20 protein-coding genes and 3 rRNA genes are annotated in these 26,690 nt (G+C 29.0%); 1 reads left to right on the top strand and 22 read right to left on the bottom strand.

Going from position 1 to position 26,690, the window contains the following annotated elements; genetic code table 4:
- Window positions 1–185: 185 nt before the first annotated feature.
- The 13 genes from AACL11_RS04500 to AACL11_RS04440 all read right to left on the bottom strand — a co-directional run bounded on the left by AACL11_RS04500 (window position 186) and on the right by AACL11_RS04440 (window position 13,669).
- Complete coding sequence (locus AACL11_RS04500; RefSeq protein WP_338988310.1) at window positions 186–1,607, bottom strand: MATE family efflux transporter; 1,422 nt, start codon at window positions 1,605–1,607, stop codon at window positions 186–188.
- A gap of 76 nt (window positions 1,608–1,683) precedes the next feature.
- The gene (gene pheT / locus AACL11_RS04495; RefSeq protein WP_338988309.1) at window positions 1,684–4,089 is read right to left on the bottom strand and encodes a phenylalanine--tRNA ligase subunit beta; all 2,406 of its coding nucleotides are present in this window, start codon (window positions 4,087–4,089) and stop codon (window positions 1,684–1,686) included.
- Between the two features lie 24 nt (window positions 4,090–4,113).
- Complete coding sequence (pheS, locus tag AACL11_RS04490) at window positions 4,114–5,178, bottom strand: phenylalanine--tRNA ligase subunit alpha (protein ID WP_338988308.1); 1,065 nt, start codon at window positions 5,176–5,178, stop codon at window positions 4,114–4,116.
- Between the two features lie 63 nt (window positions 5,179–5,241).
- Window positions 5,242–6,021, bottom strand: coding sequence for a TrmH family RNA methyltransferase (locus AACL11_RS04485; RefSeq protein WP_338988307.1), 780 nt, complete (start codon window positions 6,019–6,021; stop codon window positions 5,242–5,244).
- Window positions 5,999–6,706 carry a M48 family metallopeptidase gene (locus AACL11_RS04480; RefSeq protein WP_252320314.1) on the bottom strand — a complete coding sequence of 236 codons (708 nt, stop codon included), beginning with the start codon at window positions 6,704–6,706 and terminating at the stop codon, window positions 5,999–6,001. The genes AACL11_RS04485 and AACL11_RS04480 overlap by 23 nt, the downstream gene beginning before the upstream one ends.
- A gap of 35 nt (window positions 6,707–6,741) precedes the next feature.
- Window positions 6,742–7,245 carry a dUTP diphosphatase gene (locus tag AACL11_RS04475; protein WP_252320316.1) on the bottom strand — a complete coding sequence of 168 codons (504 nt, stop codon included), beginning with the start codon at window positions 7,243–7,245 and terminating at the stop codon, window positions 6,742–6,744.
- A 32-nt stretch (window positions 7,246–7,277) separates the two neighbouring features.
- On the bottom strand, window positions 7,278–8,138 hold the full coding sequence (locus AACL11_RS04470; protein ID WP_338988306.1) for a hypothetical protein: 861 nt from the start codon (window positions 8,136–8,138) through the stop codon (window positions 7,278–7,280).
- 221 nt (window positions 8,139–8,359) lie between these two features.
- Window positions 8,360–9,598: an IS256 family transposase gene (locus AACL11_RS04465; RefSeq protein WP_338986680.1), complete on the bottom strand. Its 1,239-nt coding sequence runs from the start codon at window positions 9,596–9,598 to the stop codon at window positions 8,360–8,362.
- A 156-nt stretch (window positions 9,599–9,754) separates the two neighbouring features.
- On the bottom strand, window positions 9,755–10,114 hold the full coding sequence (gene rplT / locus AACL11_RS04460) for a 50S ribosomal protein L20 (RefSeq protein WP_338988305.1): 360 nt from the start codon (window positions 10,112–10,114) through the stop codon (window positions 9,755–9,757).
- Between the two features lie 16 nt (window positions 10,115–10,130).
- Entirely contained in the window at window positions 10,131–10,319 is a 189-nt protein-coding gene (rpmI, locus tag AACL11_RS04455) for a 50S ribosomal protein L35 (protein WP_338988304.1), read from the bottom strand.
- Between the two features lie 16 nt (window positions 10,320–10,335).
- Window positions 10,336–10,878 carry a translation initiation factor IF-3 gene (gene infC / locus AACL11_RS04450; RefSeq protein WP_338988303.1) on the bottom strand — a complete coding sequence of 181 codons (543 nt, stop codon included), beginning with the start codon at window positions 10,876–10,878 and terminating at the stop codon, window positions 10,336–10,338.
- Window positions 10,879–11,175: 297 nt separating this feature from the next.
- Window positions 11,176–12,420, bottom strand: a complete 1,245-nt coding sequence (locus AACL11_RS04445; protein ID WP_338988302.1) for a hypothetical protein — start codon at window positions 12,418–12,420, stop codon at window positions 11,176–11,178.
- A gap of 145 nt (window positions 12,421–12,565) precedes the next feature.
- Window positions 12,566–13,669 carry a DNA alkylation repair protein gene (locus AACL11_RS04440; protein WP_338988301.1) on the bottom strand — a complete coding sequence of 368 codons (1,104 nt, stop codon included), beginning with the start codon at window positions 13,667–13,669 and terminating at the stop codon, window positions 12,566–12,568.
- A gap of 277 nt (window positions 13,670–13,946) precedes the next feature.
- Between AACL11_RS04440 and AACL11_RS04435 the strand changes: the two genes are divergently transcribed.
- A complete protein-coding gene (locus AACL11_RS04435; RefSeq protein WP_338988300.1) occupies window positions 13,947–14,219 on the top strand; it encodes a hypothetical protein in 273 nt (90 codons plus the stop codon).
- A 113-nt stretch (window positions 14,220–14,332) separates the two neighbouring features.
- On the opposite strand, the gene rrf is transcribed toward AACL11_RS04435, so the two are convergent.
- From rrf to AACL11_RS04390, 9 genes are all read right to left on the bottom strand, one after another.
- Window positions 14,333–14,439, bottom strand: a 5S ribosomal RNA gene (rrf, locus tag AACL11_RS04430).
- Window positions 14,440–14,521: 82 nt separating this feature from the next.
- A 23S ribosomal RNA gene (locus AACL11_RS04425) occupies window positions 14,522–17,459 on the bottom strand.
- 193 nt (window positions 17,460–17,652) lie between these two features.
- A 16S ribosomal RNA gene (locus tag AACL11_RS04420) occupies window positions 17,653–19,173 on the bottom strand.
- The 16S, 23S and 5S rRNA genes sit together here, the layout of an rRNA operon.
- A gap of 311 nt (window positions 19,174–19,484) precedes the next feature.
- Window positions 19,485–21,419, bottom strand: a complete 1,935-nt coding sequence (gene thrS, locus AACL11_RS04415; RefSeq protein ID WP_338988298.1) for a threonine--tRNA ligase — start codon at window positions 21,417–21,419, stop codon at window positions 19,485–19,487.
- A gap of 43 nt (window positions 21,420–21,462) precedes the next feature.
- Window positions 21,463–22,869 (bottom strand): pyruvate kinase, encoded by a 1,407-nt coding sequence (gene pyk / locus AACL11_RS04410; RefSeq protein WP_338988296.1) that lies wholly within the window; start codon window positions 22,867–22,869, stop codon window positions 21,463–21,465.
- Window positions 22,870–22,887: 18 nt separating this feature from the next.
- Window positions 22,888–23,940 (bottom strand): ATP-dependent 6-phosphofructokinase, encoded by a 1,053-nt coding sequence (locus tag AACL11_RS04405; protein WP_252319488.1) that lies wholly within the window; start codon window positions 23,938–23,940, stop codon window positions 22,888–22,890.
- A 106-nt stretch (window positions 23,941–24,046) separates the two neighbouring features.
- Window positions 24,047–25,351 (bottom strand): phosphopyruvate hydratase, encoded by a 1,305-nt coding sequence (eno, locus tag AACL11_RS04400; protein ID WP_338957874.1) that lies wholly within the window; start codon window positions 25,349–25,351, stop codon window positions 24,047–24,049.
- Window positions 25,352–25,470: 119 nt separating this feature from the next.
- Entirely contained in the window at window positions 25,471–25,839 is a 369-nt protein-coding gene (locus AACL11_RS04395; RefSeq protein WP_338988295.1) for a hypothetical protein, read from the bottom strand.
- Between the two features lie 317 nt (window positions 25,840–26,156).
- The gene (locus AACL11_RS04390) at window positions 26,157–26,687 is read right to left on the bottom strand and encodes a hypothetical protein (protein ID WP_338988294.1); all 531 of its coding nucleotides are present in this window, start codon (window positions 26,685–26,687) and stop codon (window positions 26,157–26,159) included.
- Window positions 26,688–26,690 lie beyond the last annotated feature (3 nt).

Raw genomic sequence — 26,690 nt, 5'->3', positions numbered from 1 at the left:
TAAAAAAAGCATTACTTCTACCATCCTCTAAAATCACACCAGTAACTATAATAATTGTATATTAAATACAATAAAAATAAAACGATAAATATGAATTTATTTGCTAAAATATAATAGAATTTTTTTAACATTTTTTAAACAAAATTTATTAAAATAAAATCTATTATTAAAAAGGGATTTTTATATTATCCATGTGGTTCAAATGTCGGATGAGGTACATTTTCTACTTTAGAATTAATAATATTTTTATTTCAAGGAATTACTTTATAAAATACATAAGCACAAATAAAATCAGCTGATTTACTTAAACACGAAATCATAATTACCATTTTAATACTTAAGTCAGTTCACTGCAATAAAGCAAAAGTAATAAAAATATCAATAAATCAAATTAAAAATAGATCAGCAATACTAATAATTAAAGTATAGCCACCAGCATAAAGAAAACTAAATAATGGTTGCATCATATTAATGAAAAAATAAGTTACTGCTGAAAAAGCCATATATCAAACTGCAAGTTTCATAGCATTATTAGATAAATTTGGAAATAATACTTTTGGAACTCAAAAAGCACTACCCAAAATAATTAAAGCAATAACAGTTGAAATAGCAAAATTCAATTTTAATATCTTGTTAGCATTTTCTTTAGCCAGTACTAGTTCTCCTGAACCTAACTTGCTACCAACAGCATATCCAACTAAAGCATTATATCCCCTAAAAGTAGAATAAAAAATAGCAACAACACTACCAACAATTTGCACAGCGGCAACAACTTCAGTATCACCAAAATGAGAATATAAAGCCGTTAACATTACTACTGAAACACCAAATAATACTTGACTAGCAAATAAAGGAATAAAAGTAATAATATATTTTTTATGTAAATCTTTTGTAAATTTAAAAATATTTCAATTAGGAGCATAAATTGGTTTTTTATAAATTAAATAACCTAACAATATAAAACATTCTACTGCTCTTGAAATAATTAAACTTATTGCTAATCCTTCAATACCTAATTGTGGTCCCCCACTATATGGTAATGATAAAATACAAACTAAAAATGTATTTAAGAGTAATGAGCAAATAGAAGTTATCAATGGTGTTTTAACATTACCACATGTATTCATAGTAATTGACATAATAAAAGCAAAACCTAACAATGGGTAATTTCAAGCAATTAATTTACTATATTCTTCAGCAATACCAATAGCATTTTGATGAGAATTATCTTCAGCACCAAGAATTACTCCCATAATTTGTTTGCTAAATAATTCTAATATTACAACAAAAAATATTGAAAAAATTAAAGTATAAAATAATTTTATATTAGTAGTTTCTTGAATTTTCTTCTTATCTTTAATACCTAAATATTGAGCAGTAAAAATATTACCGGTAGCAACGATAGCAAAAAAGATATATCAAACCATATCATAAATATTACTTGATGATGCAACTCCAGCAATAGCATCATCATTTCCAAATTGACCAACCACAAAATTATTCATTAAGTTTATTAATGTTTCAATTAAAGATTGTGCACAAATTGGAATCATAAATAATAACGCCATTTTATAAAAGTTTAAATTATCTTTGTTTAATGTTTTCATATTATCTCACCCAATTTAAAAATTTAATATAATAAAAAAATATATTAATGTTATTATTTAATATTTTGTTATATTTTTAACGAATAATTGCTTGAAATTTTTTCTTTAATATTTCTTGAATAATACTTATTTGTCCACTTACTTTTGTTTCATCTAATTGTTCTTCTTGACTATTAAATTTCAAATTAAAAGTTAATGAGTGTTGATGTTGTGATTTTAATTTTTCATCATTATAAAAATCTACCAAAGATATTTGTTCTAAAAAATCAATATTTGCAAATATTATAGCATTTTTTACATCAGAAAATTGAATATCGCTATTAACAATAATTGATATATCACGACTTAAAGCATTAAATTTTGATCAAAGCTTAAATTTAGAAACTACTTTTTGTTGTTCTTCTATGATTTTAACTAACTTACTACAATTAATTTCTGCTAAGAATATTTTTTCAACATTCATTATTTTTTCAGTTTGTGGATGCAGTGCGCCAATAGTAGCAATATGTTCTTGCTCATAAAAAATATCTGCGCTTAAATACGGATGCATTAAAGAATTATTATTTGTTTTATAAACAATAGAGTTAAATAAATTTGGCATAACTTTTGCTAAAAAACCATCTAAAAAACCTTTAATAAAATAATACGTACTATTAGTAATTTTATTAGTATTAATTTTTGGTCAAAAATTATCCATAATCATAAAAGCTAAATGATGATTATCATCAGTTTCATCACCTGTATAAATAGTTTCATCAGTAAAAATTTTTAATTGTGTTTCTTTACGTGCATAATTATATTGACAAATTCTTAATAAACTATCTGTCAAACTAAAACGCATAACTTCTCTTGTTAATGTCAAAGGTGCTTCTAATTTTACAGGTATTTTATATTTAAAAAAATTAAAATCATTTAATCTCTGCATACTTGTTAAGCTATATGTTTTTACTTGATTAAAACCATAACTTGTTAAATGTTGTCTTCACTTCATCATTAAATTTTCCATTGCCGTTGGTGACTTAAATGATACATTAAATTGTGGTTTAATAACTGGTAATTTATCATATCCAAATACTCTTGCAACTTCTTCACTAAAATCATTAGCATTATTTAAATCACTACGATGATTAGGAACTGTTACTTTTAAAATTTCTTGATTTTTTGCATCAATTTCAATTTGACAACCAATAATAGTCAAATAATTAATTATTTCATTAACCCCAAAATTTGTACCTAAAATTTTATTAATAAAATTAAAATTAAAATTGATCACTTTTGTTTTAACTTGATAAGGAACATCATTACTAAAACCAGTAATTTCATATTTAACTTGTAATTGTCCTAAAATAAACAAATAACGTTGTAAAGCAATTAAATAATAATCAGGAACAACTGGTCTTGTTAAACGTTCTAATAATGTATTAATAAGAGCACCATGTCGCTTTGCTTGTTTACTCATTAAGGTAACATCAGGATTAATTGAAAATATAAAAACTTCTTTGGAACTTGGTTTAACTTCATATTCAATATTATGACTAACTCCTAAAACACTAAAAGCCAAATATTTATCGTGTAATAAAATATCACCCTCTTTAATTTGCAAATTACCTTCTGGGTATGATTTAGGTGAAATATTTAAAGATGGTTTTTTTAAAACATCGGCACTAAAAGTAATTAAGGGTTGACCCAATTCTAACATTACTAAATGAATAATATCTTCTGATAAAGTTTTGGGTACAATATTTGCAAGTTGTAGTGTTCTTCTAATTCAAATTGGTGTTATTACAGATTTATCATCAAATTCAATCTTTAATGTTGCTAAAGCTTGAATTTTACCATTAAGAACACTAACTTGACTTTTATTATCAAATTTTCCTATACTACTAACTTCCATGTTTTTTAAAGGAATTTTAAAATAACCGCTTAATTCTCTAGCAATACTATAAATCCCCAAACAATCACTACGATTTACTGTTAAATCAATAAAAAAAATTGTATCATCTAAATTTAAATATTGTAATGGATTAATATTACCAACCATTGCATCATCTGGTAAATGAATAATACCACTTAATTCTTCTTTATTCTGAACAATACCGCTTAATCCTAATTCTGTTAATGAACAAAGCATTCCTGAAGAAACAACGTCTTGAATTGTTCTTTCAACAATAGTAAGACCATTACCTAAAGTACTTCCTATCCTTGCTACAACAACTTTAATACCAATAACTACATTTGCTGCACCACAAACTATAGTTAACATTTCAGTGCCTACTGTTACTTCACAAATATTTAATTTATTTGATTTAGGATGTTTAGTAATTTTAGTAATTTGACCAACAACTAAGTTTGTATTACTGAACATTAAATTTTTTACTTGATCAACCTCAAAACCTAAACTATTTAAAGCATCAACGATTTCATAATCTTTAATGCTATTAATATTCAATCACTGCGAAATGATTTTACGTGAAACTATCATTTTATTTTATACTCCTTTTAATTTTTAAAATTGTTTTAAGAATCGAAAATCATTATTATAAAATAATCTGATATCGTCAATGCCATATTTAATCATAGTAATTCTTTCAATGCCTACACCAAAGGCAAAACCTGCTGTTGTTTCATCTAAACCAGCAGCAATAAAAACATTTGGATGAATCATACCAGCACCTAAAACTTCAATTCAACCAGTATACTTACATAATGAACAACCTTCTGTATTACATTTTGGGCAACTTACATCTACTTCAACTGAAGGCTCCGTAAATGGGAAATAACTAGGACGTAATCTTGTTTTAGTTTCCATGCCAAAAAATTGCTGACAAAAATAATTTAATGTTCATTTTAAATTTGCAAAAGTAATATTAGATCCAACTAAAAACCCATCAACTTGCATAAATTGGTGAGAATGAGTAACATCATCATCATCTTTTCGATAAACATTTCCTAAACTAATAATAGCTGTGGTTTCTTTTGAATTTTTATCTTGCTCGCTAAGAATGCGTGCAGTCATATTTGTAGCGTGTGTTCTTAATAATCAACGATTAAGTTTGTCATTATTATTTTCAAGATAAAAAGTATCTTGCATATCTCTTGCTGGATGATCAAATGGTAAATTTAAGCGATTAAAATTATATTCTTCATTTTCTACTTCATTACCACTAATGATTTGATAACCCAAATTTTTAAAAATTTCAGATATTTCGGTAACAGTTTTTAATAAAGGATTGATGTGACCAATATTAAAATCAATACCCGGTAGTGTTAAATCAATTTCTGAAGATTTAAGACGCTCATTAATGTTATCTTTCTCAATTTCATTAAATTTTTTTATTATATATTCATTAATTTCTTTTTTTAATTTATTAGCTGCTTGACCAATTTCAATTCTAAAATTATGAGGAAACTTTTCTAAAGATTTTAATATATTATTAATATCCGAATTTTTACCTAAATATTGTGATTTTAAAACTTGCAATTTATGTAAATCAGCAACTTCATCAATATTATTAAATGCTTGCTGTCTAATAATTTCTAATCTTTTTTTTAAATCGTTAACCGATAACATTCTATTCCTCCATTAATTTGTTAATATGTATAATTAAATTTTATAATTCAAAATAAGTATAATTTATTTTAATATATTACTAGTAAATAAGCAATACGTTACTATTGCTACACTTGTTGCTAAATTTAATGATTCAACATTAAAAGAAGTTGGAATAAAAATATTACTATTAATTTTATCTTTATACTTTTTATTAATACCTTGTCCTTCATTGCCAAATAAAAAAGCATTCTTTTGCTTAAAGGTAATTTCAGATAAATTAGTACTATTATCTTCATGTAGAAATGTACCATAAATCATATAATTTGCATTTTTTACTTTTAATAAAAATTGATCAAAATTTTCATAATACACATTAGTATAAAAAATAGCTCCTTGACTTGCACTAATTACTTTGTGATTATATAAATCAACGCTTTCATTTGATAAATATACTTCAGAAATATTAAAAGCAGTAACACTGCGTAAAATATTTCCTAAATTACCTGGATCTTGAATTGTATCAATTAGAATAATATGAGAAGAATAAAAATAATTTAAAGGTTTAACAATATTACAAACGCCAATTATTGGTTGTGGTGTTTTTTGTTGTGAAATTTTTTTAATAATCATACTATTTACAACAATAACTTCAATATTATTACAAGCTTTTAATAAATTTGCATATTTGTCTAAATACTTCTCATCAACATATACTGCAAGTAATCTTTTTTTTAATAATGCAATACTAATTAAATGTTCTCCTTCAATTAAAAACATTTTTTTAACATTGCGATGTTTTCTTTCATGTAATAAAACTAATTCTTGAATTATTGGATTTTTAAGTGAGGTTATTTGTTTCATCCATAACTCCTTGTTTTAATATTTTTTGACAATCTTGAAAATCTGGACAATATTGAGCAACAAAATTTCAAAATGTTTTTTTATGATGAGCATGAATTATATGCGTTAACTCATGAATTATAACATAATCAATTACAGCATAATCAAAATGAATTAATTTATAATTAAGTGTAATGATTTTAGTATTTGGTTGACAAACACCTCATTTATTTAACATCGAACGAATTTTTAGTACTGAAAACTCAATATTCATAATTTCTGATCAATATTGTAAGCGACTCATAAAAATATTTTTTGACTCTTCTTTTAAAAATTTTTGAATTTTAATTAATATTTGCTTATCATCTTGAATATTTGTGCATACTACCAAATTATTAAATTCAAAATAAATAATGGTTTTTTTTGAATGATACTTAGTAATTAATTGATATTTTTTACTTAAAAAATAAAGATAACTGTCATTATTATTAATAACAATATTAGGTTTTAATATAGTTTTCTTTTTTAAAATTTTAGGTAAACTTTTTAAAATGAAATCTTCAATTAATTTTTCTTGCATAAAAAATGGAGCACTAATAATAATTTGATCGTTGCGCACTTTTAAATACATATGTTTTTGTTGTTTATATGTAATAATGTACTCTCATTTTGTATTATTATAATTGAAAATTTTAACATTAGTCATTTTAATCTCCTAAATAAAACGATCACTTATTTCCATTAATAATTTTGTGATTGTCGTAAATGATTTATTTCATTTTTATAAATATAACAAGAAATAATGTCTTCACTATTAAAATTACATTTTTTACCAATTGTAAAATAAATATTTAATAATTCAAAAAAATCATTACTTGATTTTGATTTAAAAAGAGTTGTAACAAAAGCAAATAAATCAATGAATGCAAGATTAAGATCTTGATAATTTGTTTTTTCTGAAAAACTAAAATTTTGAAAATCAATATTAAGGCTATTACCGATACTAAGAATAAAATGAAGACTATCAATATATTCTTCAAGCATTACTGATTTTTCACTACTTGGTTTTGAACTTCAATATTTAAAACATCTTTGTTCATTTGCAAATTCACCTAATTCAACTAAAAGTGCTAAAAATCTAGAATTTAATGTTTTAATATCGCTAACACCACGATTAATAATTATTTTTTTATCTAACTCATTTTGAAGTTGGATAATTGTTGAAAATTGTTTTGAATTTAACATAATTAACTCACTTTCTTTTTTTTAATTATTAATTAAGATTTCATTATTTTCTTATCTTTTAAATTTAATTTTTTATAAAATTTTGTAATTAATGATTTTTTATCTTTGTAAATAGGATTAATTTTTGTTCCTTTTTCTAAATAAAAAGGAGATAAAGTTTTTATAATAAAAATATATGTTAAAACTAGTAATGAAATACCAACAACAGACATAAATGTAAAACGTAAAATTGGTAACCACACTGAAGTGTCTAATACTTTTTTACCAAAACTTGCTGTATAACCAGCATTACCAATAAATAAGTAATTAGTACCAAAAGAAGTATTAAAAATAAAAACACCACTACCAAATAAAATTAAATATAATATACTTTTTTTGATATATATTTTGTCATATTCAATATGACCATATAAATATAAAAGTAAATAAGAAAAAAGAATAATAATATGAATAAAATAATAATTTCAATAAAGAAAATGTTGTGGACCAAAAACTCATTTTGTTTTATCTGGTAATAAAAATGCCAAAATAACAGGACCAATTAAAGGAAAAGTAATATTAAATAAACTTTTATTAGAAATAATTAATAGTATACCACTAGTAATATTTAATACCGAACATAATTGAAAAGGAAAATAATCATACCATTGATAATTATCACCATTCAATCCATGAACAATATAAAAACTAATATATAAAAGTATTTGAAAAATACCTAAACTACATTTAAAACTATAGCACTTACTTAAATTAGCATAAAACCTTTTAAAAATAAATAAACTAATTATCAAGAATAATGATATAGATAAGCCAATTCAATAATACATACCAAATAAAGGATTAATAACTGCTTGTGGATTACCATCAAAAAATCCAAGAAAAACAAATTGCATAATGGTCCCCTCTTTTTTTAAATTTCTTTCTTATTTTTATACTAAGAAGCGAATTTATTTTTTAATTTTACCATTAAATATATTATAAAACAAAGTTTGTGATAAAAAAATATTCTTTGAAATTTATATTAAATACATTTCTAAAACTTATCATAATTATATAAATTAAAAACACTTATGAGGCTTTTTAATAATCTGTGTTTCTTTGTTTTACAAAGTTACTAATTCAGATTAATTCTGTCTTCAAATTTTATCATAAAATGAGCAATTGCTGTATTTCAATTTTGAATGGGCATTGTTCATTTTTTTGTTATATTGTCAATTGCTAAATAAAATATTTTAAAAACTGACATATCGTTAGGAAAAACTTTTTTATTTCTGATGACTTTTCGTAATTGACTATTAACAGATTCAATAGCATTTGTGGTATAAATTACCCTTTTTATTTCTGCAGGATAACTAATAAAAACCATTAAATTATCTCAATTTTTATATCAAGATTTAGCAATTTGTGGATATTGTTTAGTTCATTTATTTTCAAATGATTCTAAAGCTTGCATTGCTTGTTCTTCACTACATGCAGTATAAATTGGTTTTAAATCTGCAACTAGAGATTTTCTATGCTTATATGAGACATATTTCAAACTATTTCTAATTTGATGAACGATGCATAATTGATGTTCGGTTTTAGGATAAACTGATTGTATTGCTTCTGACATGCCTGTTAAATTATCACTACAAGCAATCAGAATATCATTTAAGCCACGATTTTTCATTTCTGTGAAATTGGCTAATCAAAATTTAGAACCTTCATTTTCACTAATTCATAAACCTAAAACATCTTTTTTACCTTCTAAATCAACTCCTAAAGCTATATAAACTGATTTATTAATAATCCGTTTATCTTGTCGTACTTTAACTACTATACAATCAAAATAAACAATCGGATAAACACTATCTAATGGTCGATTTTGCCATGCTTTGACGTCATCAATAACATCATCAGTAATTTGACTAATAACACTTTCACTAATATCAGCACCATGATATAACTCTTGTAATTGCATTCTAATATCTGATAATGTCATACCTTTTGCATATAAAGAAAGAACTTGTTGATCAAAACCATCAAATCTTCTTTGTCTTTTTGCAACTATTACAGGATTAAAATTACTATTACGATCTCTTGGTACATCAATTTCAATTTTACCTTGTTGGGTTATTAATTTTTTTGAACTTATACCATTACGAGCATTGTCACTATTACTATGTTGATTCTTATCATATCCTAAATAATTTTGCATCTCAGAATTCAACATTTTTTCTACTAATCTTTTTGTTAATTCTTTATATAATCCTCCCTCTTTAAAAACTGTTGTTAAATCTTCAGTATTTTCTAATAATAAATCTACTGCTTGTGATATTGGATCATTGTTATTAATATTTTGCTTTTTAGCCATCTGTAACTCACTCTTTCTAGAAAATTAATTATATTTACTAGAACTAATTAAACATAGTTATTTTTGTAAGTTACACAGATTACTAAACATTACCACACTTATAATAAATTTAATTTATTTCAAGTGTTTTTAATTTATATAAAATTTTGCAATTAATTATTTTGCTAAAGCAGATTTTGATGCCAAAACTAATTTTTCAAATTCTTCTGGTTGATTAATTGATAACTCAGACAATATTTTACGATTAAGATTAATATTAGCTTTATTTAAGCCATCAATAAAACGTGAATATGATAAATCATAATTACGAACAGCTGCATTAATTCTTTGAATTCATAACTTGCGAAACTCACGTTTACAATTTTTACGATCACGATAAGCATATCCTAATGAGTTCATTACTTGTTCATTTGCTGTACGATATAAACTATGTTTTGCTCCATAATATCCTTTTGCTGCTTTTAGTATTTTTTTACGGCGATGATTAGTTGTATAACCGCCTTTAACTCTAGCCATTTATTTTGTCACCTTCCTAAATTAAATCTTTTAAACGCTTATAGTCAGAAGCAGATACTTCACTTCACCCACGTAATTGACGTTTTTGTTTTGTTGTTTTATTTTGAGCTAAGTGAGAAACAAAAGCACCACTACGCATTCATTTACTACTTCCTGTTACTTTAATTCTTTTTTTTAAAGCTTTTTTTGTTTTCATTTTTGGCATATTTTACCTCCTATTGTTAATTTTCTTGATTTTTCTTTTTTGGAAAAAGATAAATAGTTTGTATATTTTTTTCTTTTTTATCAAAGTTTTTATCATAAATACAAATATCTTCTAATTCTTTATAAAATTTTGTAATTACTTCAAATCCTGCTTCAGGATTATGTAATTCACGACCACGATATTTTAATGTAACTTTTACTTTGTTACCATTACTTAGAAATTTACGAGCCTTATTTGCCTTTGTTTTAATGTCATTGTTATCAATAACAACACTTAGTCGAATTTCTTTTTCTTCAACAATTGTTAATTTTTGTGCTTTTTTAACTTCTTTTTCCTTTTTTTGTTGTTCAAAACGATATGTATCAAATTTAAACATTTTACAAACAGGTGGTTTAGCATTTGGTGATATACATAATAGGTCATATCCTAAATCTTCTGCTTTTTTTAAAGCATCATTTTTTTTCATTAAACCATAATTAGTACCATTATTACCAATTAATAAAAATTCATAAAAGGGAATATTACTATTTCATAAATTATCATTATTTTTAAAAGCCATACATACCTCCTTTAATTTGCATAAATAAAAGTGTGCTAAAACGCACACTCACCACTACAAAACTTTATTTTAAAAATAAAAATTTAAAGCATTGAACCTATAACAACTTAGCTATCAGGTGAGCGTAAAAACTACTTTCTTTATGTCAAGTATTATTATATTAGATTTTTAATAAATTACAAGATTTTTTTAATATGTTAATACATAAATTTAAATAAAAATAAAAAAACTTACTATATAATTAGCCAGCAAGTCTTTTATTTTTATTAATTTTAATACTAATTACTTATATATAACCTATCTTTTATTAAAATTTTTAGCTGTATATAAGATTCCTTGCGATCCAGCAGCATAAATTGAATCATCTGGACCAACTGCTAAAGCAAAAATATGATCATCAGTATTTTTTATTCCAGATAATTCAGAACATAAATCTGTACCTTCTATTTTTTTATATACTTTATTGGAGTCAATACCAACAAATAAATTATTATCTCTATCAATGACTAAACGTTTAACCTCGTGGTTTGGATTTGTTTCTAAGATTACCTCATATATTCCATTCTTTATCTTATAAAGACGACCATTTCAAGAACCAGCAAAAACAGTATTATCCTTGTCAACTACTAAACTATCAATTTGATGTCCATCGTGTATTTGTTGAAATATTCCAAAAGTTTGACTTATTTTATCAGTTTTATAAATTATTCCACGATCATCATCACCAGCATAAATTGAACCATCTGGACCAACTGCTAAACTTCTAATATGATCACCATTTGTTCCTTGCATTAAACTAATGCTTCCATTTTTACTGATTTTGCATACACCAGTATCACTACCAACATAAACGGTTTCAGTATTTTTATCAAATGTTAAAGCTCAAATTCAGTTTTTTGGTCCTGGTATTATAATTTTTTCAAAACTACGTACACCATCGCTCTTATAAACAAAGCCATTATCACTACCAACATAAACATTATCTTCATTATCAATTACTAAGGCTCTAACTGCCCAATATCCTTCTAATCCTGCCATTAAAATTTCTAATCCTGTTGGAGTAATCTTATAAACCTTATCTTCTTGTGCTCTAAAAATATTACCTTGTGAATCAACACCTAAAGCATAAATGTTTCCATTTGTTAATTTTTGAGAAACAAAATTAGTAATACTATAATACAAATTAACTGTTCCTATATAATCACCTTTGCCAATAATTGTAGCAATACTAGTATCTTGTCTTTTAATATCAAAATCATTAATAGTTAATGATTTAATTGCATGATTTGCTTCAATAATACCTATTAGTAAACTCATTTTAGATGGTGCTAAATCCTTACCACTATTAATAAGTCCTAAATTATTATTTACTATTATATCTGCTAAGTTAATTGCACTATGTTTATTTTCTAAACGTTTTTTATTTTGCATATAATTAGTTGTAATATTAGATTTTTCCTCAATTCTGTTTAATAAATTAGTTAAATTTCCTGTGGTTGTTGCAAGTGTTAAAACACTTAATGTTTTTATTATTTTTTTCATAAAGACCCCTTTTTTGATACTAATAATAGTTTTTTACACTATACAATATATATTAAATCTTTTAAAATAAAAAACAAATCTTTTAATTTTCCAATTTTGTAATCTAATAAAATCGATATTTAGGTTAATCAAATAATTAGTTACACTATCTAATAGCCAATATCTTAAAATCTAATGTATCTCAATCAGTACCATTCACAATAAGTGTAATTGAATGAATTCCTGGGTAATGTTTCCTTGTACTTATATCTGCAAAATAATGTTTTTTTCCGTAAAATTTCTTCATATTTTCCTTTAAATATATCTCTGATATTTGGAATATTTTACGATTCCGTTTACCACTCGCTTTCACATAATCAATACCATATTCTAATCGTACCTTGATTGCTTTTTTTGTCTCAATCTTAAAAGAAAAAGTCATATTTTCTCCAATAGAAACAAATTCAGCACCTAAAGCAAAATCAATCACATTTACACAATCAATATTGGTAAAACCAAAGATTTTCATTACCTCCATATTGCCTTTTTTCAAAAGGGTCCTACAACCGTGCTTTACAATCCAATCAGTCTGATTGTTTTTACCATATCATTCCTTTGCAATTTTTGTAACCAAGTCAGGATGTGTTTTAGAAATATCATTTAGATTATTTGCTACACTTTTACGAACATAAAAAGAGGGATCGGCTTTTAATTGTTCTAAAATTTTAAGGATTGGATATGGATTTTTTTTGAAATTTGTTAATACTTGTCCTCATGGTAATTGGGGACGACAACCTTCACTAGCAAGTCGTCGCACATGCTCATTATCATGCTTAGATCAAGCAAGCATTTGCTGCATCATACGCTTTTCATGTTTTATAATAAATTGTCTCACTGCAAATTCAGAAGATGAAAATTGAGTATACCTTTCTAATGCAGTTATTGACAAATCCCAATGATGTTCATTTTGTCCATAGATTTCAACAAAATCTGGAAAATACATTAGTGAAAAATCATTAAATCCTACAGGATAAAGATCAATGATCTTATCAATGATAGCAAGTGCCTGTTCATAACTGGTTGGTAAATATCTTCCTAAATTAATAGCAATTTTCCTCATACGGGCTTTCAATTCTAACTTATCTCATGTTTCATCTATAATGTCATTGATAAACTCATCAATTTTAAATAGAGGGTATATGGTTCTAATAGTTACAGCCAGATCTTGAAGTGACTGGTAATTATACCTGTTTTTTAATAATTTTGGCATACTATTTTCCTTTTAATTTTTATTAATAAAAATTATTAATAATATTTTATCATTGTTTTTCCTTCTTTTTTATATATAAAAAACCAATGAAAAAATAATTAATATCAATTTCCTTTATATTAATATTTGTTACATTTCTTATGATAAAGCATCAAGATTATTTTTAATTTAATATTATTTTAATATCAATAATAAAGGTAATGTTTAAAATAATATATTTTATCGCTAAAATGTTAAAATTATTATTGTTAATATTTTTAGTTTAAAGGAGAATAATATGCAAACAAAACGTTTAATTAAAAGTTTAATTAATAATTTTTTATTTATTATTAATGCTATTTTATGAATTTTTAATATTAGATCCGTTGGTGAAATCGTCACCGGAATTAATGTTGGATCAAATCGTAAAGAAAAACTAATCTATGGACTTTGCAGTTTACTACAATATATAACTTATATATCATTAATTGGATTTATTATTACTATTTATTGATGAATAAAAAATGATTTATCAATAGCAGAGCGTATAAGTGGATTAAAACAATCATAAATTAAAAATAAAAGGGTTTTTTCACCCTTTTATTTTTATTAATAAAATTATTTACTTATTTTAATGTAAAAATTAAGATTTTTTTAATTTTTACATTAAAATAAATAAAAAAAATTTGGCATCGTGCTATTTTCCCATTGCTGGTATTTTCGCCGCTGGAGTGCTTAACTGCTGTGTTCGAGATGGGAACAGGTGTGACCACTCCGCCATGGACACCAAATAGTTTAGCAATTGCTCCCTAAAAACTAGAAACAGACATCTTTAAATTTGATTACTTTTGATTTGCAATAGAGAATATATTCTTCAATAAATCCTCGATCTATTAGTATCAGTAAGCTGAACATATCACTATGCTTACACACCTGACCTATCAACCTTGTAGTATTCAAGGGATCTTACTTCTTTCGAATGAGAAATATCATCTTGGAACTGACTTCGCGCTTAGATGCTTTCAGCGCTTATTCATGCCCTACATAGCTACCCAGCTGTGCCACTGGCGTGACAACTGGTGCACCAGAGGTAGGTCCATTCTGGTCCTCTCGTACTAGGAACAGCTTTCCTCAAATTTCTTGCGCCCACGACAGATAGGGACCAAACTGTCTCACGACGTTCTGAACCCAGCTCGCGTACCGCTTTAATGGGCGAACAGCCCAACCCTTGGAAGCGACTACACCTCCAGGATGCGATGAGCCGACATCGAGGTGCCAAACCTCCCCGTCTATATGAACTATTGGGAGAGATTAGCCTGTTATCCCCGGGGTAACTTTTATCCGTTGAGCGACGGCCTTTCCACACAGCACCGCCGGATCACTAAGCCCAACTTTCGTTCCTGCTCGACTTGTATGTCTCACAGTCAAGCACCCTTTTACCTTTGCGCTCTACATATGATTTCCATTCATATTGAGGGTACCTTTGGGCGCCTCCGTTACTTTTTAGGAGGCGACCGCCCCAGTCAAACTACCCACCAGACACTGTCCTTAGACCAGATTATGGTCTCAAGTTAGAATTTCAATATAGCAAGGGTGGTATCCCAATGGTGACTCCATGCCTACTAGCGTCTGCATATCAACGTCTCCCACCTATGCTGTACAAACTACACCAAAATTCAATATCAAGTTGTAGTAAAGCTCCACGGGGTCTTTCCGTCTAATCGCGGGTAACCTGCATCTTCACAGGTACTAAGATTTCACCGAGTCTATAGCCGAGACAGCGTCCGGATCGTTACGCCTTTCGTGCGGGTCAGAACTTACCTGACAAGGAATTTCGCTACCTTAGGACCGTTATAGTTACGGCCGCCGTTCACTGGGGCTTCAGTTCAAAGCTTCGCTTACGCTAACAAATCTCTTTAACCTTCCAGCACTGGGCAGGCGTCACCCCCTATACATCGTCTTACGACTTAGCAGAGAGCTGTGTTTTTGCTAAACAGTCGCCCGGACCTCTTCACTGCGACTCATATTGCTATGAGCTCCCCTTCTCGCTAACTTACGGGGTTATTTTGCAGAGTTCCTTAGCTATAGTTATCTCGCTTGCCTTAGGATATTCTCCTTGACCACGTGTGTCCGTTCTCGGTACAGGCACCATGGTGATGTCTTTAGAAACTTTTCTTGGAAGTATGGCATCAAATGCTTCGTTACTAAGCGAACCGTTCACTCCCCATCGTACTTCAAGGTTAACGCTGTGCGGATTTGCCTACACAACCCTCTTTGTACTTAGCCCAGCACTACCAATCACTGGGACATTTTAGCCTTCTCCGTCATTCCATCAGTCACCATGGTGGTACAGGAATATCAACCTGTTATCCATCGACTACGCCTTTCGGCCTCGCCTTAGGTCCTGACTAACCCTGGGTGGACGAACCTAGCCCAGGAAACCTTGGTCAATCGGCATGAAGGATTCTCACCTTCAATCGTTACTCACGCCGGCATTCTCACTTCTAAACGCTCCACTAGTCCTTCCGGTCTAACTTCGTCGCAGATTAGAACGCTCCCCTACCGCCCACAATATATGTAAACATATATATAGACCCATAGCTTCGGTACAATGCTTAGCCCCGGTACATTTTCCGCGCAGAATCATTCGACTAGTGAGCTGTTACGCACTCTTTAAAGGATGGCTGCTTCTAAGCCAACCTCCTAGCTGTCTGAACAATTCCACATCGTTTTCCACTTAGCATTGATTTGGGGACCTTAGCTGATGATCTGGGCTGTTTCCCTCACGTCCATGGACCTTATCACCCATAGACTGACTGCCAGATATGTAACAATGGCATTCGCAGTTTAATTGCATTCAGTACCCCGAGGTGGGGCCATCATACATTCAGAGCTTTACCTCCATTGCACTAATTCTGACGCTAGTCCTAAAACTATATCGGGGAGAACCAGCTATCTCCAGGTTCGATTGGAATTTCACCGCTAGCCACAAGTCATCCACGGTCTTTTCAACGAACGTTGGTTCGGTCCTTCATTAACTGTTACATTAACTTCAACCTGCTCATGGCTAGATCACCTGGTTTCGGGTCTACGACCACATACTAAACGCCCTATTCAGGCTCGCTTTCACTTAGGCTCCGTCTTTTCAACTTAACCTTGCATGTAATCGTAACTCGCCGGCTCATTCTACAAAAGGCACGCCGTCACCCATTAACGGGCTCCGACTTGTTGTAAGCATATGGTTTCAGAAACTATTTCACTCCCCTCTCGGGGTACTTTTCACCTTTCCCTCACGGTACTGGTTCACTATCGGTAATTGGTTAGTATTTAGCCTTACGCAGTGGTCTGCGCAAATTCCGACAAGGTTCCACGTGCCTCGCCGTACTCAGGATACTGTCAAGAGATTTATACATTTCGCATACTGGGCTTTCACCATCTATGGCGTTGCTTCCCAACAACTTCTGCTATATATAAATTTTGTAACTCTTCATAGGTCGAACCTAATAGACAGTCCTATAACCCCAGTCTGACGACTGGTTTAGGCTGCTCCCTTTTCGCTCGCCGCTACTAAGGGAATCGCATTCGCTTTCTTTTCCTCTAGGTACTAAGATGTTTCAATTCTCTAGGTATCACTCTGCACAACTATGAATTCATTGTACAGTACTATCTGATTAAAGATAGTGGGTTTCCCCATTCGGACATCTCCGGATCAAAGCTTATTTCCAGCTCCCCGAAGCTTATCGCAGGTAATCGCGTCCTTCATCGTCTTCCAATTCCAAGGCATCCACCATACGCTCTTAATAATTTATTTTTAGAATATTTTATTGCAAGATAAAAATTATCTTATTTTTTTTTAAAAGATGTCTATTATCCAGTTTTTAAAGAACAATTGCTCAGAGAAAACAATCCCTGAAAACTAAACAGAACAAAAGAAGTAATCCAATAAATCATCCATCTAATTTTTCTTGTTGTCTTGGTTTCTAATAAGAAACCAAACTCCATAGAAAGGAGGTGATCCATCCCCACCTTCCGGTAGGGATACCTTGTTACGACTTAACCCCAATCATCAACCCTGCCTTTGGCAGCTCCCTCCTTACGGTTAGGACACCGACTTCTGGCATTGCCAACTCTCGTGGTTTGACGGGCGGTGTGTACAAGACCCGAGAACGTATTCACCGCGACATTGCTGATTCGCGATTACTAGCGATTCCGACTTCATGAAGTCGAGTTGCAGACTTCAATCCGAACTGAGACTGACTTTTTGAGATTTGCTTGACCTCGCGGTTTAGCGACTCTTTGTATCAGCCATTGTAGCACGTGTGTAGCCCAGGTCATAAGGGGCATGATGATTTGACGTCGTCCCCACCTTCCTCTAGCTTACACTAGCAGTCTCCTTAGAGTCCCCAACTTAATGCTGGCAACTAAGGACAAGGGTTGCGTTCGTTGCTGAACTTAACCAAACATCTCACGACACGAACTGACGACAACCATGCACCACCTGTATCCTTGTTAACCTCTACTATATCTCTATAGCTTCGCAAGGTATGTCAAGACCTGGTAAGGTTCTTCGCGTTGCTTCGAATTAAACCACATGCTCCACCGCTTGTGCGGGTCCCCGTCAATTCCTTTGAGTTTCACTCTTGCGAGCATACTACTCAGGCGGAGTACTTAATGCGTTAGCTACAGCACTGCCTCATGGCAACACTTAGTACTCATCGTTTACGGCGTGGACTACTAGGGTATCTAATCCTATTTGCTCCCCACGCTTTCGTGCCACAACGTCAGTAATAGGCCAGTTAGCCGCCTTCGCCACTGGTGTTCCTTCATATATCTACGCATTCCACCGCTACACATGAAATTCCACTAACCTCTCCTATACTCTAGTAATGTAGTTTCCAAGGCGGTTAGGGGTTGAGCCCCTAAATTTAACCTCAGACTTGCAAAACCGTCTACGCACGCTTTACGCCCAATAAATCCGGATAACGCTTGCCACCTATGTATTACCGCGGCTGCTGGCACATAGTTAGCCGTGGCTTTCTGGTAAGGTATGGTCGATACTAAAATCATTTCCTATTCTAGCACTTCTTCCCTTACAACAGACCTTTACAATCCGAAGACCTTCATCAGTCACGCGGCATTGCTCCATCAGGCTTTCGCCCATTGTGAAAAATTCCCTACTGCTGCCTTCCGTAGAAGTTTGGGCCGTGTCTCAGTCCCAATGTGGCCGTTCATCCTCTCAGATCGGCTACGCATCGTTACCTTGGTAAGCCATTACCTTACCAACTAGTTAATGCGCCGCATCCCCATCAATTAGCGAAGCAAATGCTCCTTTCATTATTTATCATTGCAAATAAATAACATATGCGGTATTAGCTGTCGTTTCCAACAGTTATTCCCCACTAAATGGTAGATTAGATACGTGTTACTCACCCGTTCGCCACTAAAGATTGCTACTTTCGTTCGACTTGCATGTATTAGGCATGCCGCCAGCGTTAATCCTGAGCCAGGATCAAACTCTCAATAAAATTGTTTTTGTTAAAAGATGATGTCTGACTTATTTAATTTTTAATAAAAAATTGACGGATTAATTCTTGTTCTATTTAGTTTTCAAAGATCGTTTTTTCTAGTTTGTAACCCATTTATTTTCGGGCACAATAAGTATCTTACAGAAAACAAAACCCAATGTCAATGAAAATAATAGTAAAAATATAAATATTTTTTTCGTATAAAAAAATGGTTTAAATTTTACTAATATACTTAGTAAAATTTAAATTGCTTAATTAACTAAAAAACCATTTAAGAATTAGAACCTTAAATGGTTTTTTAATTTTTATAGTTATATTTTATTCTCAACTTGTTTTGTTAATAATTTTAAAAATTCTGATAAGGTAACAATTTTACTTTCTTTTTGACCATACTGACGATAACTTAAATTATTATTTTCTATTTCCTTATCACCAATAATAATTTGATAAGGAATTTTTTGAGTTTGTGTTTCAACAATACGTTTGCCAATAGTTCCACTGCTAATAATTTCAGTTCGTAAATTATGTTGTTTACAAGTTTGCAATAATTTATTAGCATATTCTAAGGTTTTTTCTTTTTCATTTATTGGTAAAATTGCAATTTGCCTTGGTGCTAATCATAGTGGAAAAACACCTTTATTTTGTTCTAATAATGTGGCAATAAAACGTTCATATGTACCAATTAATCCTCGATGAACAATAACTGGATTTGTTTCATTATTATTTTCATCAATATAAGTTAAATTAAACTTTTTCGGTAATAAGAAATCGAATTGAATAGTAGATATTGTAATTTCATGACCTAATGCTGTTTTAATTTGAACATCAAATTTTGGTCCATAAAAAGCAGCCTCACCAATCATTGGTTTATACTCTAATTGTAATTCATCTAATACTTCACGTAATGCTGTTTCTGCTTGATTTCACATTTTATCATCATTAAAATATTTTTCTTTATCAGCAGGATCTCGTAAAGATAATGATAAATAATCAATTTTAATATTTAAAGTTTTTAAAACCTCAGCAATTAACTGATAACAACGTTTAAACTCTGTTTTCATTTGATCAAATCTAACAAAAATATGAGAATCAGTTAATTCCATACTTCTTACTCGTTCTAAACCAGTTAAAGCCCCACTTGCTTCATAACGATATAATAAAGCATGCTCACTTAAACGCAAAGGTAAATCTTTATAACTACGAAGAGCACTTTTATAAATCATACAGTGATGAGGACAAGTCATTGGTCTTAATACCAATTGTTCTTCTTCTTTTTTAATTGGAGTAAACATATTTTCACGATAATGATCTCAATGACCACTTTTTTTATATAATTCAACAGAACCTAAAACTGGTGTTGCTACTTCTTGATAATCTCACATAAATTCTTGTTTTCTCAAATATTCCTGCAAAACTTTTTTAATAACCATACCATTTGGTAAAAATATAGGTAATCCTTTACCACAATCATCATTAAAAGTAAAAATACTTAATTCTTTACCTAGTTTGCGATGATCACGATTTTTTCGTTCTTCAAGTTCATTAAGTTTATCTACTAATTTTACTTTTGAATAATCACAAATTCCAGAAATGCGCTGTAATTGTTTATTTTTATCATTTCCTAATCAATATGCACCAGTAATACTTAATAATTTAAAATCTTTTATTGATGAAGAATTATTAATAGCAACACCCGATGCTACTACTAAAGTCTTATTATCAACTAAATAAGAGCATTTTAATCCATTAACATGATTTAATTTAATATATTCTAAAGCAAAAGGATTGTCTTTATGAGTTTTTAAAGATTCTTCTTTAGTTTGACAAACTCTTTTAATTTCAATATTTTTTATTAAAATTTCACGCATTTTCTCTTCAATTTTAATTAATTCATCATTAGAAAGTCGTTTTTCATAATCAAAATCTAAATAAAAACCATTATCATTAGTATTAGCAATCGTAATTAACGCTTGTGGATACATTAATTTAATAGTATGAGCTAAAATCATAGCACATCCATAATTTAAAATAGTTCATCCTAAAGCATCATCTTTTTTAATAAACTTGATTTCAGCATCTTCTTTAATTTCTCAATATAAATTTTTTAATTGTCCATTCAGAGTAAAAGCAATAATTGAAGAATCTATATTTTCATTTTCCTGTTTTAATAATTGATAACCAGTAATTGGATTTTCAATATTATAAGTCATCGTTTTGCCATTTAATTTAATTACATTAATTTTCATGTTTTACCTAATTCCTTTTCTAATTTACCTCAGTAGTACTAGGTTATTTAACAATAAAAGTTGTAAAAGGATTAGTATTATTATTAATATCTACTACTAATACTTTTGATTTAGTAGGGATTATATAAGTGCTACTAATGCTTTTAACTAATTGCGAAGAATTACTTAATTCTACTGGAATTCCTTCAGTTGCTAAAAAAGTATAAATTCCAAAGTTTATTGCAAATTTATTATAATCAATAACATTATTAACAATAGGAATTATATAAACTGGCAAATGAGCATTAGCAATAGTTCTAATATAATTACTATCTTGACTATTAGTAATTAAATATTGTGGTTTTTCTTCAATAATTTTTTTAATAGTTTTAGCAACCAATTGATCTTTTGTATGCAATAAATCAGTAGCAATTTTACTCTGTTCTTGATGACTTTCAGCATCAACAAGAATTTTACTCATTGTTGCAATTGATAACACAGGATAGTTACCATTAGCAGATTCACCCGATAACATTGTACATGTTGCTCCCCAATCCATAGCAACCCAAACATCAGTAACTTCAGCACGTGTTGGATGAGGGTTATCTATCATTGAATCTAGCATTTGCGTAGCAACAATTATCGGTTTGTTAACAGTACGACATTTTTTAATTCATTCACGTTCTAAAAAAGGAACTTTTTCAAAAGGAATTTCAACTCCTAAATCACCACGAGCAACCATAATAGCATCTGATTCTTTTAAAATTTCATCAAAATTATTAACTGCTAATTGTGATTCAATTTTAGCAATGATTTGAATATGTTTACCATCATTATCATCTAAAACTTTGCGGATTTCTTTAATATCAGCTGCTGAACAAACAAATGATGCAGCAACATAATCTACTTTTTGCTGACAACCAAAAATTAAATCTGCTCTATCTTTTTCAGAAATAAAAGGTAAAGACAATTTAACATTTGGAATATTAATAGCACGACGATCTTTAATAGTATGTGTATTTAAAGCTTGACAAATAACAGTATGGTCTTTAACCGCTGTAACCTTTAATGTTAATTTACCATCATCTACTAGTAAATTATCATTAACTTTAATATCTTTTGCTAAATTACCATAATTTACAGAAAACTTATCCGCAGTACCAATAATCTCTTTATTATCAATTATCGTAATAATTTCATTTTTTTTGATTTCTACACTACCTTTTGTAAAGGTATGTGTTCTAACTTCCGGACCTCTAGTATCTAACATAATAGCAACTGGTACATTTAATTGTTTAGATACTTCTCTAATCATTAAAACCCTTGCTAAATGTTCATCATCAGTACCATGAGAAAAATTTAAACGCCCACAAATTGAGCCATTTTCTATTAGTTGTTTAATAACATCAGCAGAATTTGAAGCAGGTCCTAAAGTAGTTACACATTTAGTTCTTTTTATAATTGATATCAAATTATTCACCTCTTTTTATTAAGTATTTTTTTTAAAAATAACTCCTGACAAACGTAAAATTTTATTAGCAACGTTATTTTTATTTATTGAAGGTGTGTTTAATGCATCTTGAATTTCAATAGCTACTAATTTATTATCTTGCAATCCAATACAAATACTAGATTTATTACTATTTGCAAATCTTTCAGCAGCAAAAATACCCATCATTGTTGCTAAATAACGATCAAATGCACTTGGTGTTCCCCCACGTTGAATTTGACCCAATATTACTGCTCTTGTTTCACAATCAGTATCCTTTTCAATGATTTTAGCTATTTTATTAACATCATATTGACGTTCAGTTACTACTATTACTAATGAACGACGTTGTTTTTTAGTGTACAACTGTTTAATAATATCAATCAATGACTGTTCTCCAATTCCTAAATCTTTAGTTGCAACTAAATCACAATTTGCAGCAGCAGCACTGTGAAGAGCAAGATCACCACAATTACGACCCATTACTTCAACAATCATAATTCTTCCGTGAGAATTAGCAGTTTGACGAATTTTATCAAGATTTTCAACAATTGTATTAAGAGCGGTATCAAAACCAATAGTAAACTCACTTGAACTAATATCATTATCAATAGTACCTGGAATACCCACACATTGAATAGCTGCTTCATTACTTAATTTTTGCAAACCATTATATGTGCCATCACCACCAATAGCAATTAAACCTTCAATTTTTTTAGATTTTAAAATTTCAATACATTTTTTACGAGTTTCTTCTTGCTCAAATTCTCTAAAACGAGCAGACCCAATGATTGTTCCCCCCATCTCAGTTCCTAGATCAATTAAATTTGCTCAATTGTTATCAATAACGTGAATGTCATTTGTCATTATTCCTTTATAACCATTTTTTATTAAAACTAATTCAAATGGTCTTTTATCAGCAGTAGCAATTTTACTATTTTCATGATTTATACCACGAAAAGTCTTATATACTGCATTAATAACATTATTCATACCTGGTGAATCACCACCAGAAGTTAAGATTCCAATTCTTCTTTTATTTAATTCTTGCATATTTAGTCATCCTCTCTTCTAATTACATTATTTTAGTGATAATTATTATAATTTGTTTAAAATTAAAAAGGATATCAGTAAATTTAACCATAAAATATGATTTTAATTAATTAATATTATAAAATACATCGTCACCTAAAAATTTAGCTTGATCTGCTAAATCGGCTTCAATTGTTAATAAACGATTATATTTTGCAACACGATCAGTTCTTGACATTGAACCTGTTTTAATTTGTCCAGTATTAAAAGCTACTGCTAAGTCAGCAATCGTTGTATCTTCAGTTTCCCCAGAACGATGAGATACTACTGCTGTTCACCCAGCTTTTTGACACATTTCAATAGCCTCCATAGTTTCAGTTAATGTTCCAATTTGATTTAGTTTAATTAATACTGAATTAGCAACGTTTTTAATAATTCCTTCTTTAATAATTTTTGGATTAGTAACGAATAAATCATCACCAACAACTTGGAATTTACCTTCTGATTTTTCTAATAATAATTTAAATCCTTCTCAATCACCTTCAGCCAAACCATCTTCAATTGAAATAATTGGATATTTTTTAGTTAAATCAACTAAATAATCTACTAGTTGCGCTGAAGTTAATAATTTTTCAGTATTTTTACTTTTACCATCTTTATTGCCAAAAACATATTTACCATTTTTATAAATCTCTGATGATGCACAGTCCATAGCAATTTTTATATCTTTATTTGGAGTGTAACCCGCTTTTTTAATAGCTTCGACAATTAAATCTAATGCTTCTTCAGTTGATTTTAAATTAGGAGCAAAACCACCTTCATCACCAACTGCAGTAACTAAACCCTTACCTTTTAAAATACTTTTTAAAGCATGAAAAGTTTCAGCAGCCATTTGGATTGCCTTTGAAAATGTTTTAGCACCAACTGGCATTATTAAAAATTCTTGAAAATCAATATTATTATCAGCATGAGCACCACCATTAATTACATTTAACATTGGGACTGGCAACTGACAAGCATTAGTACCACCTAAGTATGTATATAAGGGCACATATAATTCATCAGCGGCAGCTTTAGCAACTGCTAATGATACCCCTAAAATAGCATTGGCACCTAATTTTGTTTTATTTTCTGTTCCATCTAACTTAATCATTGTTTGATCAATTAATCTTTGATTAGTAACTTCCAAACCAATAATGGCTTCGGCAATATTTTCATTAATATTTTTAATAGCTTTCATAACACCAAGTCCACCATAAACTTTAGTATCTTTGTCTCGTAGTTCTAAAGCTTCTCTAGTACCTGTTGAAGCACCTGATGGCACTAAAGCAATCCCGTATCCACCATCTTCAGTTCAACATTCAACTTGAATAGTTGGATTTCCTCTTGAGTCTATTACTTGTAGTGCTCTAATATCAATAATGCAAGACATATTTGTTAATTCCTTCTTTCTTTAATATTTCACTAATTATTATACAGAAAAAAATATTGTTTAGAATCAAAAAAGCACAAATATTTTTTATTTGTGCTTCTAAAATAATGATGATTTAATTACATTTGTTGTTGTTGTGAATGTTGAGTTGTACTACTTGGTGATGATGTATCATTAACTTTAGCAGCAGTATCACTATTTCATGGTTTTGGAGTTACTCCATCATCCTCTGGTATTAAACTTTCAGGATTATTAAGAGCAGTAATTATTGCTTTCATTAATTCATCAGTTTCAATCGTTTTTTGATTAAAATTATTACCATTAGATAAATCTTTTCTGTTAATAGTTACATTTTGTTTTACTTCATCTCTATAAAAGATATAACTTATACTTTTAAAATTATCATCTTTATCAAAAGTTAAAGAAAAATCAACTTCATTTTTAGTTAAATATGATAATGCACGAATTTGTTCAGGACTAAGTTTCACTTCTGCTTTTAATGGAATTCCAAGTTCATCATTACATAAAACATACCATTTTCCATTAAAAATATTAAAATTAAAAGTTTTAATATTTTTTGAAAATAAGTTTGATTTTAAATCAGGTATTGGTCTTACTGTTCTTGTTTCTGATACTCTTACTTTTGCTTTCTGATTTATGATACTAAGTTGTTCTTTATCTTCATCACTTAACTTATTAGAGCAATTTACTTTTTTATTATTTTCATCAAAATAATATACTCTTAAAAATTTTCCATCATACTTATTAAATAAAATAACAGTATTTGCATTATTATTTTTATCTATTAAATTTTCAAAATATCATTTTCATCTTTTTCTAATTTTAATTTTTTATCCAATGTTTGCTCATCAGTTGTTATGTTTAAATCTCATAATTCTCTACTATCATCTCATTTTAAATTAATAACATTTTTAACGATAACTGGAGATAATTTTGTAGCTGATGGTTTTGGTGATATTACCTGTTCAGCAGCAGCTCTTGCCACTTTAACTTGTGATCCATTTTCTCCACAGTGAATACCCTTTAATCCATTAGGAAATAAATTATTATTTGCAAAACTTTTTCTTAACTCTAATAAAGAAAGTGTTCCAATACATTGTAGTTGATTTTGATCAGCAATAACTACTCATTTTTCTACTAAATTATTACTTGGGTTTTTTGCAAAGTATACTTTTTGATACTTACTAGCAACTTCTATATCATTTCATATTTTTTTATTATCCAGAGAAAGTTCTTGTTCAAAAATTACATTTTCTGGATCTGATTTAGCATCTGATATTTTTATTTTACCATCTTCTATTACTAAACTATACAAACC

The organism is Spiroplasma endosymbiont of Dasysyrphus albostriatus (assembly GCF_964019495.1).
GTDB lineage: Bacteria > Bacillota_I > Bacilli_A > Mycoplasmatales > VBWQ01 > Spiroplasma_E.
This window is presented reverse-complemented; position numbering and strand designations above follow the sequence as displayed.